The sequence below is a fragment of the Clostridium bornimense genome, from assembly GCF_000577895.1.
Taxonomy (GTDB): Bacteria; Bacillota; Clostridia; order Clostridiales; family Clostridiaceae; genus Clostridium_AN; species Clostridium_AN bornimense.
In genome coordinates, this window is record NZ_HG917868.1 from 2,588,132 (window position 1) to 2,605,021 (window position 16,890).

Annotated in this window: 15 protein-coding genes and 1 riboswitch; of the genes, 1 reads left to right on the forward strand and 14 read right to left on the reverse strand. The window is 28.3% G+C overall.

Going from position 1 to position 16,890, the window contains the following annotated elements; translation table 11 throughout:
• Positions 1 to 7: 7 nt before the first annotated feature.
• Both CM240_RS11715 and CM240_RS11720 read right to left on the reverse strand, forming a co-directional pair.
• The gene (locus CM240_RS11715; RefSeq protein ID WP_044039314.1) at positions 8 to 634 is read right to left on the reverse strand and encodes a germination lipoprotein GerS-related protein; all 627 of its coding nucleotides are present in this window, start codon (positions 632 to 634) and stop codon (positions 8 to 10) included.
• 150 nt (positions 635 to 784) lie between these two features.
• The gene (locus tag CM240_RS11720; RefSeq protein WP_051483820.1) at positions 785 to 1,138 is read right to left on the reverse strand and encodes a DUF6514 family protein; all 354 of its coding nucleotides are present in this window, start codon (positions 1,136 to 1,138) and stop codon (positions 785 to 787) included.
• A 795-nt stretch (positions 1,139 to 1,933) separates the two neighbouring features.
• Here CM240_RS11720 and CM240_RS11725 point away from each other — a divergent pair.
• Positions 1,934 to 2,752, forward strand: coding sequence for a YihY/virulence factor BrkB family protein (locus tag CM240_RS11725; protein WP_051483821.1), 819 nt, complete (start codon positions 1,934 to 1,936; stop codon positions 2,750 to 2,752).
• Positions 2,753 to 3,241: 489 nt separating this feature from the next.
• On the opposite strand, the gene CM240_RS11730 is transcribed toward CM240_RS11725, so the two are convergent.
• The 12 genes from CM240_RS11730 to CM240_RS11785 all read right to left on the reverse strand — a co-directional run bounded on the left by CM240_RS11730 (position 3,242) and on the right by CM240_RS11785 (position 16,888).
• Entirely contained in the window at positions 3,242 to 5,134 is a 1,893-nt protein-coding gene (locus tag CM240_RS11730; RefSeq protein WP_044039316.1) for an MBL fold metallo-hydrolase RNA specificity domain-containing protein, read from the reverse strand.
• The gene (locus CM240_RS11735; RefSeq protein ID WP_044039317.1) at positions 5,131 to 6,717 is read right to left on the reverse strand and encodes a hypothetical protein; all 1,587 of its coding nucleotides are present in this window, start codon (positions 6,715 to 6,717) and stop codon (positions 5,131 to 5,133) included. The genes CM240_RS11730 and CM240_RS11735 overlap by 4 nt, the downstream gene beginning before the upstream one ends.
• A 5-nt stretch (positions 6,718 to 6,722) precedes the next feature.
• The gene (locus CM240_RS11740) at positions 6,723 to 8,429 is read right to left on the reverse strand and encodes an Hsp70 family protein (RefSeq protein ID WP_051483822.1); all 1,707 of its coding nucleotides are present in this window, start codon (positions 8,427 to 8,429) and stop codon (positions 6,723 to 6,725) included.
• 11 nt (positions 8,430 to 8,440) lie between these two features.
• Entirely contained in the window at positions 8,441 to 9,553 is a 1,113-nt protein-coding gene (locus CM240_RS11745; protein WP_044039318.1) for a hypothetical protein, read from the reverse strand.
• Between the two features lie 210 nt (positions 9,554 to 9,763).
• Complete coding sequence (locus tag CM240_RS11750; RefSeq protein WP_044039319.1) at positions 9,764 to 10,186, reverse strand: hypothetical protein; 423 nt, start codon at positions 10,184 to 10,186, stop codon at positions 9,764 to 9,766.
• Positions 10,187 to 10,234: 48 nt separating this feature from the next.
• Positions 10,235 to 10,819: a thiamine phosphate synthase gene (locus CM240_RS11755; protein ID WP_044039320.1), complete on the reverse strand. Its 585-nt coding sequence runs from the start codon at positions 10,817 to 10,819 to the stop codon at positions 10,235 to 10,237.
• Positions 10,797 to 12,107: a phosphomethylpyrimidine synthase ThiC gene (thiC, locus tag CM240_RS11760; protein ID WP_044039927.1), complete on the reverse strand. Its 1,311-nt coding sequence runs from the start codon at positions 12,105 to 12,107 to the stop codon at positions 10,797 to 10,799. Before thiC ends, CM240_RS11755 begins: the two co-directional genes overlap by 23 nt.
• 18 nt (positions 12,108 to 12,125) lie before the next feature.
• Positions 12,126 to 13,235: a 2-iminoacetate synthase ThiH gene (gene thiH, locus CM240_RS11765; protein WP_044039321.1), complete on the reverse strand. Its 1,110-nt coding sequence runs from the start codon at positions 13,233 to 13,235 to the stop codon at positions 12,126 to 12,128.
• The gene (locus tag CM240_RS11770) at positions 13,232 to 14,002 is read right to left on the reverse strand and encodes a thiazole synthase (protein WP_044039322.1); all 771 of its coding nucleotides are present in this window, start codon (positions 14,000 to 14,002) and stop codon (positions 13,232 to 13,234) included. The genes thiH and CM240_RS11770 overlap by 4 nt, the downstream gene beginning before the upstream one ends.
• A 1-nt stretch (position 14,003) precedes the next feature.
• Positions 14,004 to 14,810: a sulfur carrier protein ThiS adenylyltransferase ThiF gene (gene thiF, locus CM240_RS11775; RefSeq protein ID WP_044039323.1), complete on the reverse strand. Its 807-nt coding sequence runs from the start codon at positions 14,808 to 14,810 to the stop codon at positions 14,004 to 14,006.
• A gap of 2 nt (positions 14,811 to 14,812) precedes the next feature.
• The gene (thiS, locus tag CM240_RS11780; RefSeq protein ID WP_044039324.1) at positions 14,813 to 15,004 is read right to left on the reverse strand and encodes a sulfur carrier protein ThiS; all 192 of its coding nucleotides are present in this window, start codon (positions 15,002 to 15,004) and stop codon (positions 14,813 to 14,815) included.
• A 78-nt stretch (positions 15,005 to 15,082) separates the two neighbouring features.
• Positions 15,083 to 15,197, reverse strand: a riboswitch (TPP riboswitch).
• Between the two features lie 47 nt (positions 15,198 to 15,244).
• Positions 15,245 to 16,888: an alkaline phosphatase gene (locus CM240_RS11785; RefSeq protein WP_044039325.1), complete on the reverse strand. Its 1,644-nt coding sequence runs from the start codon at positions 16,886 to 16,888 to the stop codon at positions 15,245 to 15,247.
• Between the last annotated feature and the right edge of the window lie 2 nt (positions 16,889 to 16,890).

Sequence of the window (16,890 nt, forward strand, 5' to 3'; positions counted from 1 at the left end):
CCTCTTCTCATTGTAATACTGTATCTTCATCATTATAGTTTTTATCAAAATTTCTATACTCTATTACAATAGTTTCCTTATTATCTTTATTATAGACCACTATTTTTTTAGGTTCAACTTTTCCTTTATCTACCCATAATGATGCAGTTTTCATATTATCATTTCCTTCATTTATTTTTAAATGAAGAATTAAGTATTCTGTTTCATTTTCTTGTTGCACAGTAAAATTCAATTTTTGATCTGTGTATAGTAACTTTATGTATTCCTCTAAAAATATAAATTTATGTATTTTATCATTTTCTGACTTTCTTACATATTCATCTCCAACTATACTATCTTTGACTTTTATCTCATCACTATTAAAAATCATTTTTCTTCCATTATCTAATTCCAACATATACCCTTTTTCTCTTGAAAATACTAATTTACCCTTGTAAATATCTGTTATTCTATCATTTTTAAATGTCATAGTTATATCTGTTGAATACTTATTTAATTCTTTCAATTTAGTTAAGTAATCTTCTTCATTCATAATAATAGTTCTATTTTTTATTAAATAACACATTATTACTATTAATGCACCAACAATAATTACAGATATTATTGATAGCTTTTTAATTATACTTTTCCCCATATACTTAATTATACGCTCCTTTAAAATTTCTCCTATTAATAAGATATTATCTTTAAAGAGCAAAAATTACTTAAATAACTTATAATAATAAAAAAAAGCTATAGAAAATCCCCAATTTCTATAGCTATAATACCAATACTATGTTATTCATTACATTTCTTTTACTATTACATCTGTACTTTCAAAGTCAGATACACACTTGTCTACTTTTTCTCCGATTACATCTACTAAATGTACTGGTGAAACTACATTTTCATATAATAATTTCAACATTTCTTGAACTTTATGTCTATATGGACTTATATGTTCTATAGAATTCTTATCTATTCCTATTAATTCCCCGTTAATATAATTTTCTTTTTCTACCATTATCCCGTAAGCTGGTACCTCAGCACAACTATCTCCGATAGAAACTGATAAATCATTTTTAGTTAATATATAATTGTATTTGTATTTTTTTGATCCTTCTTCTAATATTCTTTCTAAATTAACTATTTGTTTCATAATAAAATACCTCCCACTTATTTCCTTCGCCTATATCGTAATTTTATCACTTTAATTCTAATTTTATAGTCGAACTATAACCCTTATTTAGGATATTCGTTCTTTATAAATTGACATCTTAGGTAATATGAATTTCTTTAATGTGAATGACCGATTTTCTTTATGTAATGACCGAAAAATTTTTTTCCAAGTCACCAAATTTTATATCGAATTTTGTATATTTTTAGAATAATTTTTTTTAAAGTTTTTTTGAACTGTTGAATAATATCTGTTGATTTAGCATAAATTTGTACTTGTTATATATTAATCTGTTTATTTACCTCTATAACAATTGTTATTAATAGATATTTTTATTTTTCTTGGTTAACCTTCTGTAATGATTATCACACTTTTTTCTTCATATTTCTACATTTTTTCACATAACACATTTTTTACTTCATATTCGTAATTTTACATAAAAAACACAGTTTAAGGATATGTTTAGTCCTTTCATGATTTTATATTTGAAATTCAATACAAGAAATGATATAATTAAACTTTTTGCAATATATTAAGTAAGAATTTATTTATGATATGAATTTAAATAGAAGTGCCTATTTAACACGCTTTGTCTTAGATTTTAATTTTTTGGCTTTTATGCCTTTCTTTTGAATAGTTTATCATAAATTCCAACTAATTACAATACCCTTAAGATATAAGTATTATGATAAACTATTGGAGAAATAATATTTATATGTATTTTTTCAGCTACTATTATTATAATAAAGAATAGTTATATCAACAGGAGGTGATAAATTGAAAACTATTATTATAATATTAATTCAAAGTATAAAGAAATTTAAAGAGGATAATGCTTTTTCTTTAGCCTCTCATATAACATACTATACATTGCTATCATTTTTCCCTTTTTTCATATTTTTACTTACTCTAGTTGGTTTTTTCCCTATAAGTAGTGAAAATGTTATTCAAAATATATTAACATTCATACCACAACCGGCAGTTAAAACCGTTTCCCAAGTACTTAATGAAGTACTTAATTATAAACATGTTACCTTATTGTCATTTTCATTTATTTTGTCTCTTTGGAGTGCTTCTTCTGGATGTAAAGCTCTTATGCTTGGAGTGAATAAGGCCTATAATATACGTGATAGGCGTTCTTATATCAAGATAAAGTTTATATCTATGATTTATACTGTTATGTTTGCGTTCTTTATTATTGGTTCATTCCTCCTATTAACATTTGGTGAGCACTTAATTGCTTTTATATATTCTACATTAAAAATATCATTATCCTCATTCTGGATAACAAATTTATTAAGAATAGCTCTATTAATATTAATACTTTTTATTGTATTTATTCTTATGTATAAATACACATCCTCACTAAAGCCTCCTATTATGTCCGTATCATATGGAGCTTTATTTGCCACAGCTGGTATATATGGGTTATCTCGTTTATATGGTATATACATAAATTATTTTGCCAATAAATCATTAGTATACGGTAGTATTGGTGGTATATATGTAATGATTATTTGGTTAAATGTAATTTCTCTTCTTATACTTTTTGGAGCAGAAATAAACTCTGTAGTATATAAAAAATACTATGATTAATTCACAATCACAATTAAGGTGCTGTCGCATTAACGAATGAAATTTCGTGAGCGATAGCTCTTTTTATCATGGCACAAGTTAGAAGGCACAGGGCACAAGTAAGGTGAAAATTCCTCTTTGGGAGGAATTTTATTATAGTCCTGCGGACAGCAAAGTGTTTTCATAGTTACTATAGATACAGAAATTATATTATAATTCTTAACCCAAGCTTCATGAAAGTGCAACTTTCATGAGCTTTCTGTAACGATTTTTATATCAACTGTGCTCTAAGTAAGAAACATAGTCTAACTTATAACATTCAACTCAACACTTAAAATTTCAGAAATTCTGCAAGAATTTCATCTATACCTGTGCCTTGTGCTCTCATACTTGTGACCTGCTTTTGCTCTATCAAACTTACTGAAAAAAGCTGTCACACTCTTCATACAACAGATCCAGCTATCATTGTGAATTGTAAATAAAAAAGGAGATGATTTCTCATCTCCTTTTTTATTTAACCACTACTGTATTTTTCATGGATATTCCCTCTATTCCTTCTCCATGAACTAGTATTAAATTTTTAGGTTTTAATTTTAACATAGTAAAAATTAATTCATCATATGAACTATGAGCTGATAAAGATATATCATATAAATTTATGGTTTTATTGTTCATAAACTCCATTTCTTTTAGAATTAAATTTTTTTTAGGCATATAACCAGCTTTTATAACAGTAGTTTTTTCCTTATATTTTAATACATTAAAATATTCATAGGACCTACTTCCTCTCCTCAACATACCTGAAGAGGCTATTATTATTGAAGATAATTGATACATTCTCTCTGCATCTTCATTTTCTACTATCTCTACACATTCACCTATTAAATTACTACACTTAGATCTTTTCTGATAATAGTAAGTTATCTTTCCTGCTGCTCCATCTACTATAATAGGATATTTAATATCATTTTTTTTTATGGACATCAATACTTCTTGCGCCCTTCCTACAGCAAAAGAGGGAATAAAAACCTTTACTCCACTATCTATCGATGCCTTAGTAACACTTCCTAATATTTTTCTTTTGTCATCTAATGTAAGAGAAAATTTGTTTTCACCATATGTTGTTTCCATTATAAGATAATCTACTTTTCTATTATCAATTAATTTATATATGTCCAATCCCAATACCGTAAATTGATCTGATAAACAGAAATCTCCTAAATAAATTATTCGCTTACCTACTACTTCTATATCAAAAGCACAAGAGCCTAATATATGTCCATTTTCAACAGCTTTTATTTTAAATGATCCTAATAAAATTTCATCATTACTTCTTATTATTTTCACATTATTTAATCTTCCTTGAAACTCAGAATTACTTTCTTCGATTATATCTTTTGTAATGCTTGTCATATATATAGGAATATCTAAATCATCTATCAATAAACTTCCATAATGATCAAAGTGTCCATGAGATATGAATATCCCTAAAATATCTTTATAATTTATATTGTACTTTTCTAATTCTCTCTTTACATCAATATATATAGTATTTCCATTTTCATCAAAACCTGCTCCCATATCTAACAATATTATTCCTTTGCAAGTTCGAATTATATGCATACTCATATTTATCTCATTTTCATATGATAATATTTCTACACTATCATCAGTAAAATTGTAATGAGTTATATTGATATTATCTATTATTTTTTCTCCATCTAAAGCATATCCTTTTAAATCTTCTAACTCTAAATCTTCATAAGAGAAATCTACTAAATCATATAATATATCTTCTTTATATCCAAAAACATATGCCTTTTTTATATAATTTTTATTATGATATTTAGAAAGATAATAGTAAATATGCGATAATATCATTTCATCATTACTAAATTCCTTTATTATATCGATAATAGAATCAATCTTCATATTATTCATAAGTATATATAACCTTACAATTTTATCTGGATACCCTTTTAGGATTTTATCTTTATCTATCTCCTCATTATTTATATCTAACATAATAAATAACTCTATATACTCTTTTACCACTTCATCTTTATTATTAAAACAATCTACTATTATTTCCCTATTTTCTTCATATCGTTTTCTACCTTCTTTATAATACCCAAGCCTTAATAAGGATAATATATTATATACTATATTTTCTGTATTACGACATTGTTTAAGCCCTTCTTCTGAGTAAAAATAACTCATATGATAATTTTTAATTCTATAATTTAAACATGATAGTATATCTAAAACCCCAACTAAACTATATTTAAAATATTTTTTTTCTAATGCTCTAATAATATGTGCTATATAACTTTTATCACTATCCATCTTGAATAATATTTTTTTATCACTTTCAAAATGTATAATTTTATTATTTTCTATCATAATGTTCCTGGTGCTTTTACTTCAAATGATTTCAACATATTTTGTGCTACCATTTGAACATTCAATGAAAAACGTTGATCTCTCAAAATATGAAATAAAAATCGCTCATATGAATTAGCATTTTTACTGTCTATTACTGATTGTACTAATTCTAAAATTCCTAATTGCACCCTTTCCTCAACTCTTATTTCTCCATCTATATAGCCCATTAATTTATACCATGATTCTTCAATGTTTTTATTTAAACATTTCTTTAATACTTCTTTTAATACATTTAATATCTTTAGTTGTCTCTTTTCATCACAATGCTCCATAAAATAATTAAAACTATTGTTTATACATTCTTTTAATTCTACGCAAGAATTAATACATTGATTTATCGCTTTTGCTGTTTCATCATATGTTACATATTCTTCTTTAAATAATTCTTCCGCCATAAGATTACAATATTTTGTTTCACCAAGCAAAATAAAATATGCAAAGCAGTAAACCTTATATTGATCAATGTCAGAATACTTTTCTATTAGATCATAAGCTTCTGTATATTTTAATATGCCTAAAGATATTATTCCTTCTTTTACTTCCATATTACTACATTTCTCTCTTAGCAAAGTATTATATATCAATCTTCCTATAGATTTTTCTCCAGTAAATCTCAAAGCAATTATAGCGGCTTTTCTATGTGCTCTAACTTTTAGTAATTCTTCAAATTCATTTATACCACTATCAAATTCTTTTAAACTTTTAGCTTTTACAATCAAATCACCTAAATTCTTAGAACTAGAATTTGAAATAGCAACAGCATCTTTTCCACTTATATATGTTATCGTTTTTCTTGCCAAACTTGATATCCCATGACTTCTTAAAAGACTATATGCTTTTTTTAGTGCATCATCACTAAAAATTGTCTTAAATTTATCTTTAAAACATTTAGATATTTCTTTATCAACAGCATTATTCTCACTAATTAAAGATATCATTTGCAATATATAATCTACTACTTCTTCTCTTCCGCTATTAATCAATGCCCTAAATAAATCTAGCTTTAAATTATTATCATTAAAAAATCTATAATAGGCCTTTTCTAAAAGATAACTATTTTTAATTCTGCCTAATGCTGCAATTACTATTTTTAATTGCGGTGTCCAGTGCCAGTTTACCACTATATGTTCTAGAGATCCTATAACTTTATCCTTATTTACCATAGTAATCTCATATATGACCATAGACATATAATTTACAAGAGTCCTATCATTATTAATAAAATTATTTATTTCTTTTGATGTATATAGCATACATTCAATTGGACATATTCCTTCTTGAATCATATCCCTACATTTTTCTTTTACTTTTCCATAAATAATTTGTCTAACTTTCTCGCTAATCTTATCTTCTCTAAGTAATGAATATATCTTAGAAAAATCTTCAACATCCTCTTCTCTAAATTTCCATAAAAATAGTTTATTCTCAGCATTATTTAATGGCTCTACTCCTGTAACAGTAGTACCAGTTATATCATATTCATAATTTATATTAAAATCACCTTTTATCAGTTCAAGATCTCTTAAATCTGTCAACTTCATTCCACTTACCTCCCTTCATAAACATTAACATCACTCTCTACTCCTATTTTAATTCTTTCATTTAATGAGTCTTCTACTACAACTTCCATAGATAAATGTTTATTCTCATCAATACTATATTCTATAGTTATCGGCGTCCCTGTTTTTACTGGAAATGTATAGGATCCTGTATAACTTCTCTGAATTCTCATAGCTGAATCATATTTATCTTTTCCCGCATATAAATTTATCTTCAATCCTGAAGGTGAAGATGTTTTTAATTTTCCTTTTAATTGACCTGTATATGGTATTCTTTGATTTGCTTTAAGGATAACTTCTGGTAACCCTTCATCTACGTCTATCATAATCGCTTCTGCTAATACCTTTGTAATATCAAGAACTGCACTATCGCCACCATCTTTTAAAATTTCTTTTGGATTTACATCACTATCATTTTTTGTTTCTTCTATAGAATAATAATTATATATAGCTGCTCCTCTTGATACTGCTTCCATAGGATGCGGTGATAAAATTATATCCTTTCTCAATATCTCTTTTACTCTCTCTTTAACACCAATATACTTTGACATTCCTCCTGTTAGAAATACATAATCTATAGATGCTATTGGTATATTATAATTTGTTAATGTATTTAATATAGGTTCTTCTATATTTTTATATTTAGGCAATTCTCTCTGATCTTTTATAACTTTAGTTGGTTTATAGTACAGAGGTTTTGTTGATAAATCAAACTCTCTCTTTGTTAAAGAAAATTCACAAATTTCATCATTATAAAAATCCGGAATGGATTTTGTGAAACTTATTTCATCATTATTTTTCTCTATCCCCATAAACTCCATATTTTCAACTTCTGAAGATATTCTTTCTTTAGCCTGTTCTGCAAATATAATTAATTGATTTATCATGTGATTTTTTTGTACTTCACTTATTTCATTTATATTAAGTTTACGCTCCTGTGCAAACTTATTAAGAAGATAATTAGCTGCCCAAGTATCAAAATCTACTCCACCTAAATCATCATATCTTCCCACAGCTATTTCTTTAAATGATAAATTATTTTCATCTTGCACTACATCTATAATTGCTATATCACAAGTACCTCCTCCAATATCAAATACAAGTATTCTTTTAAGTTCACTAAAATCTACATCTCTATCTTCTTGTATTCTTTTGGATTGTATGTTTATATAATCTATAAGTGCCGCTGTAGGTTCAGATATTGTGGTAATAGATTTTCTCTTAAACCCAGCTCTTATTGCAGCTTCAACAGTATCATTAATTTGATCTGTATTAAACGATGCAGGTACTGTAATAGTTACACCTTTTATCTCTCTTCCCATAGTGTATCTTTTTATAGTATTGCTACATACTTTTAATATTTCTGTAGCTACATCTACAGGACCTATTACTGTTTCACCAATTTTCCATCTACTATCAGTTCCAATAAATCTTTTAGAATTATATACAACTCTATTAGATGAATTTTCTCGCATCCATTTACCTATCTTCCCAACATATTTTCTTTCATCATTATCAATATATAATACTGACGGTAATAATTTTGATTGTATTAAATTCTTTGTAGCATCAAACTGAGGTATTTCAATAACTTCAGTTCCAAAAGTGTTATCTATATTTCTCTTTCCTAATGTTAATACTGTGTTTGTAGTACCTAAATCAATAGCTACATATATTTGTCTTTCACCTCCCATTTTCCATCCTCCTAACTCCACTTTATCTTTACTAACGGTAATTCTAATGTTTCATCTTTATACTTCCAACCTGGGAATACTATTTGTCCCTTTCTGCTATTTACTTTATACACATCATCAGATACCCTATACTCAGTTCCTATATTCTTATCTTCAACTTCGATACTTGATCCTATATTTTCTTCAGAATATGGTGATATACCAAAAGCTTCTAATGAAATAATCAAGTTCTTAACCAACATAGTTAATTCCTTTTCTGTTAACTTTTTACTTCCACTTGCATGACAATAAAATCTATCTAAAATATTTCCATAGTTTTTACTATTTATTAAATTAAAAAGATCTCTTATTCCAAACTTATATTGATTCATAGAATAATTAAAACTTTCTCTTTGCTTTGAATTTAATTCTTCTATTTCTTCTTTTAGCATATCGATTTCTCTTTTATTATGAGAAATTACTAACTCATATGTAGATTTCAATCTTTCTCTATCTAAAGATACTGCTACAATATCATCTATATCTCTTTCTTCCTTATATTCCAACATATTTTTTATTTCTTCATCAGTTATCTTATCTTTAGACTTAAAATATTCTAAAGATATCTTTAATAACTTTAAATAGACGTCCTTATATGGAGTTAAAGTTTCTTTAAAGGATTCTACATCAAATTTAAATTTAAAATAATGATAGATTAATGAATTTAATTCTTCATTAAGAGCTTTCTCGTCTTTTATAAACATCCCTGCCCAAATTATTGTCTTTTCTCTCAATTTTTGAATCGTCAAAGTCTCCTCATTATTTATGATTACTAATTTCATTATGGAATTTATTATTATATTAGATACAAAATTATCAGATTTTATATCTTGTATGCCCGAATCCCTAATTAACTTAAACGGTAATTTGTGTTTTCTAAGATATCCAAATACCTTTTTGCTATAGGGTATATCAAAAAATTTATTCCAATTTCTCTTCAATGCTGAATCATAATTTCCACTTTTATTATTTTCATCAATAGACAAAGATTCAATAAGTATATCTATTTTAAGCCAAAATAGAGGTTCATCCTCCTTATTTAAATTGTATTCCTTCACTAAATCTAGTTTCTTAAAAGTCTCCACTTTCTTCCCCCTCATATTGTTTGTTTTAATTTAATATAATTATATTCTATTAAATTATTATTGTCAAATTTTACCAATAAATATTTATAGTATTTTTCTTTTCAAAATAATTAAGGGGCTTATTATAACTTACTTAACTATAAAAAAAGACCTAAAGCACAATAATTAATTTTGTACCTTAGGCCCTTTACATAATCTTTATTTAAGATTCTAGTTATTAATAATATCTTCTACTTCTTTTCTCGCTTCTTCACTTTCTTCTACATTTACATCTGAATACTTATAATAGTAGTTTGAAAAAGCAATTCTCTTCGATCTTGCTATTTCCAGATTATCTCCTAATGCTTGTAAAAATTCTACTTCATCAAGATTGTATTCTCCATCAGCTAATCCTATCTTTATAAGTTCAAAATAAACAATATTCTTTATTCTATCACTAGATGATTTTATAGTATTTATTGCATCTTCAAAACTTACAGCCACAAGCTCTTCTTCTGGAAATCCAATTTCATTATATAATCTTTCCATCAATGCTTCTTCGCCTTTTCCTACTTCTTCATCAGCTAATACAAATTCGGACATTAGATTTGTAAAGGCTATTGCTTCATCTTTATTAAGCTCTTTTAAAAACATACCTCAACCTCCTATTGATTAGTATATAATATACATTATACATTAATTTTAATAGTTCTTCAGTTGTAAAATATATTTTTCTGGATTTTTACTACACATAATTCCACTCATTATAGCTACGCCATCTGCTCCTGCTTTATATACTTCTTTATAATTATCCACATTTATACCCCCTAAAGCTATAACCTTTGTGGATATATTTTTATTTATATTATTTATAAACTTAACGCCCTTTCCTTCAAGTCCTAATTTGCATTTTGTTTCATACACATTAGATGCTAAAACATAATCAGCTCCTATTCTATCTACCTCAATAGCTTCCTCTAAAGTATGTACAGATACACCTACATTATCTATTCTATCTTTCATTGATAAAAATTTATTATAGGGTAAATGAAGTCCATAAGCATTAATTTCTTTATATACTTCCAATGATGAATTTACTATAACCTTACAAGAAGTTCCTTTAGTTAACTCCATAATTTTTTTACCATACTTTAAAAGTTCATCATAACCTAATTGTTTTTCTCGTAATATTATTCTATCTAACCCGCCATCTATCGCTGATTTTATCTTTGCAAAATATTCTTCATCAGACTTAACTAATGCTCTATTTGTTATTAAATATATCAACAGCTTCACCTTTCATAACTTTATTCATATTTCTAACAGCGCACATCTTTCCACACATTGTACAAGTATCCTTATGCTCTGGCATAGATTCTTCTCTATATCTTCTTGGTTTCTCACTGTCTATTGCAAGATTAAACATTTCCTCCCAATCTAAATCTGCCCTTGCTTTGCTCATAGCATTATCCCATTCTCTTGCCCCTTTTATCCCTTTCGCTAAGTCTCCTGCATGTGCTGCTATCTTCGCTGCTACAATTCCTTCTTTCATATCTTCTAAATTAGGAAGTCTTAAGTGTTCTGCTGGTGTAACATAGCATAAAAAGTCAACACCTGCTGCTGCTGCAATAGCTCCACCAATTGCTGAAGTTATATGATCATACCCTGGAGCTACATCCGTAACTAATGGTCCTAAAACATAAAATGGTGCTCCATGACAAAGTTTCTTTTGTAGCATGACATTAGCCTTGATTTCATCTAATGTCATATGTCCTGGTCCTTCTACGATAACCTGTACATTTCTTTCCCAAGCTCTTTTAGTAAGCTCTCCTAATGTTATTAGCTCTTTTATCTGCACTGCATCAGTAGAATCTGTATTAGCCCCTGGTCTACATGCATCTCCAAGACTTAATGTTAAATCATATTTTTCACATATATCTAACAACTTATCATAATGCTCATAAAAAGGATTTTCAGCATTGTTTATTTCCATCCATGCATATAACAATGAGCCCCCTCTTGAAACTATATTTGTAAGTCGTTCATTTCTCTTAAAAGTATTTATAGTTTCTCTATTCAATCCTGCATGAATTGTTACAAAATCTACTCCATCCTCTGCATGCTTTTCTACTACCTTTAAAAATTCTTCTGCTGTAATCTCATCTATTTCTTTATCATAAAAACCTATAGCATCATATACTGGGACTGTCCCAATCATTGCCTTTGAATACTCAACTAACTCTTTTCTAAACTCTGCTGTCTTACCATAATTAGAAAGGTCCATTATTGCCTCTGCTTTCATCTCAATAGCCTTTTTTACCTTATCCATTTCTTTTTCAATTGATGCACAATCTTTTGAAATTCCAAGATTAACATTAATCTTAGTTCTTAGCCCTTGTCCAACTCCTTCTGGATCTAATGATTTATGATTTTTATTTGCAGGTATCGCAACCTTACCTTCTGCTACAAGTTGTCTCAATTCTTCTACATCCATGGATTCTTTATTAGCAACTATCATCATTTCCTTCGTTATTATTCCCTTTTTAGCTGCATCCATTTGTGTTGTATACTCCATCATATTTTACCCCTCCATCTAAATTCTTTCCCAATCTTTAAATACTGGTTGATATCCATTCTCTTTAAGCATTTTCTTTATTTCTTCCGTACTTCTACCATCACTTATTTCAAATTGTTCTTCTCCTGCATCTTCTTTTCTAAGGGAATGTCCTCCAACTTCTGTAGATACTCCTGCTGATATCTTATTAACTCCTAGTGATAATAATTTTTCTCTAAATCCAGCTCTTTCCCTAGTTGAAACATTAATAGTACAATTAGGGTGAAATATCCTAAGGGCCACTATACACTGAACTAAATTTTTATCACTTACTTCAAAAACATCTTCAAAAACTCCAGCATGTGGCCTTATCCTTGGCGTAGAAAATGCTACGTCAACATCACCATAATTATCTTGAATATACTTTCCATGTAGTGCTGTATAAAATAATTCTTTTCTAAAATCATCTAATCCTAAAAGTGCACCAATATTTACAGATCTCATCCCCATCTTTGCTCCACGCTCTGGTGCATCTAATCTAAAGTTATAATCTCTCTTTGGTCCACCTAAGTGTACTTTTTTATAAATATCTCTATTATATGTTTCTTGATATACTGTAAGACAATCTACACCTGCATCTATTACTTCTTTATACTCTTCTTCATTAAGAGGATATATCTCTATTGTTATAGAAGAAAAATACTTCTTTACTACTTTTACAGCCTCTACAATATAACTAACAGGGGTGTCCTTAGGGCTTTCTCCTGTTAAAATTATTATGTGATTAAATCCTTCCTTTGATATAACTTTACATTCTTCTTCTATTTCATTCAGCGTTAATTTTTTTCTATTTATATCATTATCATGATTATATGAACAATAAGCACACCTATTTATACAGATATTAGCTATATACATTGGTGTATATAAAAGAACAGCTTTTCCAAAATACCTATTAGTTAATTCATTAGCCTTTCTTGCCATTTCTTCTAAATGTTCTTCCGCCTTAGGTGACATAAGGTTTAATAAATCTTCTTCATCTAATCTAAGCTTATGTATACTTCTTATTACATCATCATCAGTGACATTACTAAAATAATTATCAAAATCAAAATCTTTATATTTATCTATTATTTCTACAAAACTCATATATCTAAAAACCCTGTTAAAGGAGAAGAAGCTATAGCCTTTTCTGAAACAGCACCAGCTTTTGCTAAATATCCTTTCCTTCCTGCTTCTACAGCATTTTTAAAAGCTTCTGCCATGAGAACTGGATTTTTACTTGATGATATAGCAGTATTTAAAAGTACTGCAGCTGCCCCCATTTCCATAGCTTCACAAGCTTCTGATGGTTTTCCAATTCCAGCATCAACTATTATTGGACTTTTTATTTCCTCTATCATAATTTCTATTAGCTCTCTAGTTCTTATACCTCTATTACTTCCAATAGGTGCTCCAAGAGGCATTACCGCTGATGCCCCAGCATCTACCATACGTTTCCCCATAGCTAAATCTGGACTCATATAAGGTAATACCACAAATCCTTCTTTTGCTAAAATTTCTGTAGCCTTTAAAGTCTCAAGATTATCTGGTAACAAATATCTTGAATCATTTATTACTTCTATCTTAATCCAATTTCCACACCCCATAGCCTTTGCTAATCTTGCTATTCTTACTGCCTCCTCTGCATTCCTCGCTCCTGATGTATTAGGCAAAAGAATCATATCTTTTGGTATATATTCCATTACATTTTCTTCCTTATTTTGAAAGTCAACTCTTCTAACAGCCATAGTAATAACATTTGAACCACTTTTCTCTATTATTTCAGGTATCATTTTATTAGAAGAATATTTCCCTGTTCCTATAAATAATCTTGAAGTTAACTCTTTTCCTCCAATTACAAATTTATCAGACATTTTAAATCTCCTCATTCCCTATTAATAATCTCACTGCCATATTCGCAGCATGTCCAGCAACTATTGAAACCCTTGGTGCCATTAAACCATTACCTTCTTTTGCTTCATTTTCACCATCTCCACATAAATAAAACCTAGAATTTATCTTTCTAGTTTCTATACTATTAGATGTAAATATTCCTGCCATACCACTATTTCCAATAATCTTTTTATCTTTTGTTTTTAATAGAATAGTATTTATTAGTTCTGCTTTACACTGTGGATTATCAAAAGCTTCTATTACAATTTCACATTCTTTAAAAATATCCACAATATTATTTTTATCTATATATTTATCAACAGTTTCCACAGATATAAATGGATTAATTTCATTTAACAATTCTTTAATAGCTTCTGTCTTTTTCATACCTATATGTTTAATATAATACTGCTGTCTATTCAAATTACTAGGCTCTACAACATCATAGTCAACTAATACTAGTTTTCCTACACCAACTCTCGCTAAGGCAATAGCTATATTAGAACCAAGTCCCCCAAGTCCAGCCACTCCAACAGTACTATTTTTTAATACTCTAAAAACTCCCGGAGTATGCCTAGACATCATAAGTTCTTCTAATTGATCCTTTGTAGGAACTTCTCCCTTCTTTATAAATACCAAGTTGTCTCCATCTTTTAACTTCTTGTCTTCCTTTATTGGAAATCCATTTAAAATAATTACATCACTATCTCTTTTTACACTATTTCTTATACCATATATAGTTGCTTCATCATTTACTTCTATTATTTTTTCATTCACTTTTACTCTCAATATCAGCCACCTCCGATAAAAGCAACTATTTCAATTTTGTCTTCTTCCCTCAGCGTTGTAGTTTTAAATTCTTCTTTAGGAATAATATTAAAATTTACTTCTACAACAATTTTATTTTTATCTAAACTTAACTTTTCAATAAGTTCTTCTACAGTTATGTCTTTATATTCATACTGCTTTCCATTGATAATCATAAATTCCCCTCCTTTTAAAATAAAAAAGACTCACCAAAGTACGGTAAGTCTTTATATGCAAAAAACATTCTTAATTGTATAACACATATATTGCTTCCCTACGTTGGTATTAACCAAATCAGGTTATAAGAGTTAGAACTATCTTAAGTTCCTCTCAGCCTTCTCCACTTTCAAGGCACCCCTAGCAAATTACTATTCTATTACATATAAGTATAATATTATAAATAACCTTTGTAAAGATTATATCCCTTTATATAAGTCAATTATTTCTTCTGAAGCAAATAATTTATTAGCGCTATATACTATTACACCATTTATAGATTGTTTCTTTCCACCTGCTTCTACAACATTTGTATTAACATATAGCTTAATAACTTCTTTATTATTTTTCTTAATTATAGCTACAGGATTTAATTTGTCAGTAGTGTCAACTTCTATAGTTCCACCTAACTTACTTATTTCACTAGAAATATCAGCAAATCTTTTTGAAGTAGTTCCTGCTAAATCTAAGCTTATTTGCTTTTCAATATATTTTGCTATATAAGTATTATCTACAACGCCTGATATTACATCAATTCCTTCTGGTGCATAAGTATAAACTGCTACATCTCCACCAGTATGTCCAGTAGTAGTAAATCCTAACTTAGCTCTACTAGCTTCAACTTTTTCTATGTTTCCAGCCTTAATTAAAGCTAATTCATCAACAGTAAGATTTGTTATACCGAAGTATTTTTCTACTAGACCTGATATTTCTTCATCAGTTTTACCATTTATAATTTCATTAAACTTAGGTTTTGAAAGCTTATAACCTTTTAAATTTCCTACACTTTCATCAAAAGTCATTTTTGAGTAACTATTAGTTGTATCACTGTTTCCAATAGAAATACCACTATTTCCATGATCAGTCGTAGATATTACTACTGTATTTTTATCTTTCTTAGCAAATTCAATAGCAGTTTTTACAGCGTCATCATATGCTAAAATATCATTTACCATACCAGCTGTATCATTGGCATGTGCTGCCCAGTCAATTTTACTTCCTTCTACCATTAAGAAGAATCCATCTTCATCCTTTGATAAGACTTCAATAGCTTTATTAGTCATTTCCGCTAATGTTGGCTGTTCTTTATTAAATTCTTGTCTATCTCCTTCATAAGCCATATCAGTATCAGCAAACATTCCCCATATTTTATTGCTAGTAGTGCTATTCATCTCATCTTTAGTAGTTATATAATCATATCCCAATTCTTTAATTTCTTCTGTTAAATCTTTATTGTCATCTTTTCTTTTTCCATTACCATCTTTATCATAAAGAAACTTATCTCCTCCACCTAATACAACATCTACATTATTATATATTTGTTGTTTCATAAGAGAATTATAGTCACTTCTTGATGCATTATGTGCAGTAAAGTCTGATGGAGTAGCATGCATTATTTCACAAGTTGCTATTATTCCAGTTGCCTTACCTTGATCTTGAGCAGCTTCTAATACTGAAGCGATAGGAATATCATCTGGTGTAACTCCTACATGACTATCATCACTTTTCACTCCACATGAAAGTGCTGTTCCTCCCGGTGCAGAATCTGTTATTGGCCCTTTATTCCATTGTGTTTTTGAATATCCAGTTAAGTAATCATCTATGTACAATGAATCGTTTCCCCAAATTCCATCTTGTGAATCTTTATAATATCTTGCTACATTCGTAGCACTATTACTCATCCCATCAGCTATTAGTAAAATTACATTTTTAGGCTTATTTGCTGCCTTTGCATTTACATTTTCTTTAGATGTAAAATTAACTGGAAGTATAATACCTGTAATAATAGCTGTAGTCGCTGCAATAGTTACTATGAATTTTAACTTACTATTCTTTCTTAACATGT

What these genes read in the sequence shown, in the direction of transcription:
- CM240_RS11770 (WP_044039322.1), bottom strand. Translation starts at nt 14,002, where the DNA reads ATGTCTGATAAATTTGTAATTGGAGGAAAAGAGTTAACTTCAAGATTA.
- CM240_RS11715 (WP_044039314.1), bottom strand. Translation starts at nt 634, where the DNA reads ATGGGGAAAAGTATAATTAAAAAGCTATCAATAATATCTGTAATTATT.
- CM240_RS11730 (WP_044039316.1), bottom strand. Translation starts at nt 5,134, where the DNA reads ATGATAGAAAATAATAAAATTATACATTTTGAAAGTGATAAAAAAATA.
- thiS (WP_044039324.1), bottom strand. Translation starts at nt 15,004, where the DNA reads ATGATTATCAATGGAAAGCAGTATGAATATAAAGACATAACTGTAGAA.
- CM240_RS11735 (WP_044039317.1), bottom strand. Translation starts at nt 6,717, where the DNA reads ATGAAGTTGACAGATTTAAGAGATCTTGAACTGATAAAAGGTGATTTT.
- CM240_RS11740 (WP_051483822.1), bottom strand. Translation starts at nt 8,429, where the DNA reads ATGGGAGGTGAAAGACAAATATATGTAGCTATTGATTTAGGTACTACA.
- CM240_RS11720 (WP_051483820.1), bottom strand. Translation starts at nt 1,138, where the DNA reads ATGAAACAAATAGTTAATTTAGAAAGAATATTAGAAGAAGGATCAAAA.
- CM240_RS11750 (WP_044039319.1), bottom strand. Translation starts at nt 10,186, where the DNA reads ATGTTTTTAAAAGAGCTTAATAAAGATGAAGCAATAGCCTTTACAAAT.
- thiH (WP_044039321.1), bottom strand. Translation starts at nt 13,235, where the DNA reads ATGAGTTTTGTAGAAATAATAGATAAATATAAAGATTTTGATTTTGAT.
- thiC (WP_044039927.1), bottom strand. Translation starts at nt 12,107, where the DNA reads ATGGAGTATACAACACAAATGGATGCAGCTAAAAAGGGAATAATAACG.
- CM240_RS11785 (WP_044039325.1), bottom strand. Translation starts at nt 16,888, where the DNA reads ATGTTAAGAAAGAATAGTAAGTTAAAATTCATAGTAACTATTGCAGCG.